This window comes from Ruegeria sp. BHSB056, assembly GCF_059613305.1.
This window is the reverse complement of sequence record NZ_JBXWSG010000158.1, coordinates 1-3,232: the sequence shown is the minus strand read 5'-3', so window position 1 is coordinate 3,232 and position 3,232 is coordinate 1. Positions and strand designations below refer to the sequence as shown.

Sequence of the window (3,232 nt, the reverse complement as noted above, 5' to 3'; positions counted from 1 at the left end):
GCCAAAGCCGCCGGGCAGCGCGGTATCGGGTTCTGAGGAACGGGCAACGAGACCTCCTGCTGTCTCAACATTGTGACCTTGGATGCCTTCCTAGGACGATCGCGATAGGGGTGACTTGACGGTTGTCAATTCGACCCCTCGCTTTCGTTGCTAGAGGGTGGACACCACCGTCGGAGCAACCCCATTCGCACCCTGCCGCAATATCCCAGCCTTCGGCATTTCCTGAAATGGTGCGAGGACACCGGACAGTTCAGGCGCATCCCTGATCCGGTTTCCGTACGCCATCAGATGACCGCTGTTCACCGCGCCGTGCTTGAGGCGGGCGGACCGGTTCTGCAATTTGACCACCCGACAGACGTGTCCACTGATCGGCTCGATACCCCGGTCGTCGTCAACCTGTTCGGAACGGCAGAGCGGGTTGCCGCCGGGCTGGGTGTCACACCCGACGGGCTGGACGATCTGGGCGCCTTTCTGGCCGCGCTGCGAGCCCCGACGCCGCCGGGCGGGGTGCGGGACGCGCTGGCCAGATGGCCGATGCTGAAGGCGGCCCTGTCGACCCGGCCGAAACTGGTCAGAACTGCCCCGGTTCAAAGCGTCTGCCACAGCGGGGCGGATGTGGACCTGACAGCGCTGCCGGTCCAGACGCACTGGCCCGGTGATGTCGGGCCGCTGATCACATGGCCCGTGGTCCTTACCCGGCCCTACGGCAGCGATCCCAACGCGGCGCAAGGCTATAACGCGGGCGTTTACCGCATTCAGGTGCTGGACCGGAACCGTGTCATCATGCGCTGGCTGCCTCATCGCGGCGGCGCGGCGCATCACAGAAACTGGGCGAGGTGCGCCGAAAAGATGCCCGTCGCCATTGTGCTGGGCGCAAACCCCGCGACGCTATTGTCGGCGGCCTTGCCACTGCCAGAGGCGGTATCCGAGCTGACATTTGCCGGAGCCCTGAACCAGAAGCGGCCACATCTGATCCCGGCCAGAACCATCCCCCTGCTGGTCCCTGCTGATGCCGAGATTGTTCTGGAAGGTTGGGTTTCACCAAGCGAGACCACCCCCGAGGGGCCTTTTGGGGATCACACCGGCTATTACAACCCGGCTGAACCCTTTCCGGTGATGCAGGTCAGCGCTGTCACCCATCGGGACGCGCCGCTGTATCTTTCCACCTATACCGGGCGGCCACCGGACGAGCCATCGATCATTGGCGAGGTGTTCAACCGCCTGGCCCTGCCGACCATCCGCGCGCAAATCCCCGAAATCCACGATCTTTGGCTGCCGCCCGCCGCCTGTTCCTATCGCATCGCAATCGTTGCCATCGACAAACGGTATCCGGGGCAGGCCCGTCGCGTGATGATGGCCCTGTGGGGAATGCTGCCGCAATTCAGCTATACGAAAATGATCATCGCGGTCGATGCCGATATCGACCCCCGAAACTGGGGGGATATTGCCTGGGCGCTTGCCACACGCATGGACCCGGGCCGGGATGTGATGGTGCTGGACAGGACACCTATGGATTATCTGGATTTTGCATCGCCCGAACCCGGTCTGGCCGGAAAAATCGGCATCGACGCCACGACGAAACTGGGCAGTGAAACGCTGCGGGAATGGGGGGCGGTCATGCGCACCGCGGATGCCGATCACGCCTTTGCGGAAGACCTTGTAAACCGATTGATACCGGAGCTGAGAGCATGACAAACGCCCGTGTTGTTTTGGGGGTATCCGGTGCGTCAGGCGCGGCGTTGAGCCTTGCAGTGGCCCGGTGCCTTGCGTCATCGGATATCGAGACCGATCTTGTGGTCAGCGCTGCCGGGATGCGGACCCTTGCGCAGGAATGCGGCCCGGACGCTTTGCCAAACCTGCGGCAACTGACGACGCGGCATCACCCGAGCGCTGATATCGGTGCCAGCATTGCGTCCGGGTCGGTTCCGGTATCCGGCATGATCGTTGCGCCCTGTTCCATGCGAACGCTTGCCGCAATTGCGCATGGGCTGGACGATAACCTGCTGACGCGCGCCGCCAGTGTTCAGCTCAAGGAACGCAGGCCGTTGGTTTTAATGACACGCGAAGCACCGCTGACGCTGGCCCATTTGCGCAACATGACGGCGGCGGCAGAAATGGGGGCCATCATCCTGCCCCCGGTTCCAGCGTTTTATCTGAAGCCCGACACCCTGATGGATATCGTGTCCCAGATCGCTGCACGCGCGGTGGACTGCCTGCGCATTTGTGACCCGGTGGCGCAAGAGTGGCGCCCGCAATGCGCTGGTGGGTGAGTTCGGACGCCTCCGGCGGGAGTATTTGGAAAAAGATGAAGTCGCCTGAAGTGCCGAGACGAGACATCTTTTGGAGCGTCTTATTGGCCTTGCCTGCCTGTAGACGGGTTATGAGCGTCAGCACCGCAGTCTGGCGCCTGTCGGGTCGAACGGTGCCTCGGCCAGTACGCGCGCCTTGTGCGGTTTGCCGATGACCTGAATGACCACCTCATCGCCCGGCTGTGCCCTGTTTGGGTTGCGGAACCCCAGCGCCAGCGATTTCCCGACCGAATAGCCGAACGCCCCCGACGTGACACGACCCACGGGCGCGCCGTCGGGGGTAAAGATCGGCTCACCCCCGGTTGCGTCGGCATCTTCGGTCACATCCAGTTCGAAGACGGACAGCACCTCGCGCGCGGGGTTGTCCTTGACGGACAGATAGGCGTCTTTGTGCAGGAAATCCTTGTCCAGCTTGATCAGGCCCGCCAACCCGACCTCTTGCGGCCAGTATTCCTGAGAATACTCTCGACCCCACGAGCCATAGCCCTTTTCGATCCGCAGCGCCCCCAGCGCGCGCCCGCCCACCGGACCGCCACCACAGTCTTTGGCGGCCTCAAGCAGGGCGGTGTAGAGCGCCACCTGATCCCCCTCGGCGCAGTGCAGTTCCCAGCCCAGATCGCCGGTAAAGCTGACCCGGATGGCCACGCATTCGACGCCGGCGACCGTGATTTTCTGTGATCGCATGAAGCGGAACGCCTCGTTGGACAGATCGGCATTGGTCAGACGTGCCAGCGCTTCGCGTGACCTGGGGCCTGCGATGTTGAACCCTGCGATGCGGTCGGTGGCGACCTCAAGAGTTGTGCCCTCGGGCATTTCCACCATTTGAAAGAAGCGTTGATGATAGCGTTCGGCCATGCCCGACCCGATCATCATGTATTCATCCTCGGCCAGCTTGGTGATGGTGAAATCACCCGCCACGCCAC

At 62.9% G+C, this 3,232-nt stretch carries 3 protein-coding genes; 2 read left to right on the top strand and 1 reads right to left on the bottom strand.

Annotated features, from left to right (window positions below; translation table 11 throughout):
* Nucleotides 1–183: 183 nt before the first annotated feature.
* Nucleotides 184–1,692, top strand: a complete 1,509-nt coding sequence (locus AC2FND_RS19835) for a UbiD family decarboxylase (RefSeq protein WP_496771425.1) — start codon at nt 184–186, stop codon at nt 1,690–1,692.
* Nucleotides 1,689–2,270, top strand: a complete 582-nt coding sequence (locus AC2FND_RS19830; protein ID WP_496771424.1) for a UbiX family flavin prenyltransferase — start codon at nt 1,689–1,691, stop codon at nt 2,268–2,270. The genes AC2FND_RS19835 and AC2FND_RS19830 overlap by 4 nt, the downstream gene beginning before the upstream one ends.
* A gap of 117 nt (nt 2,271–2,387) precedes the next feature.
* Here AC2FND_RS19830 and AC2FND_RS19825 read toward each other — a convergent pair.
* Nucleotides 2,388–3,232 (bottom strand): aminomethyl transferase family protein (locus AC2FND_RS19825; RefSeq protein WP_496771423.1); only part of this gene is annotated, 845 nt, incomplete at its 5' end.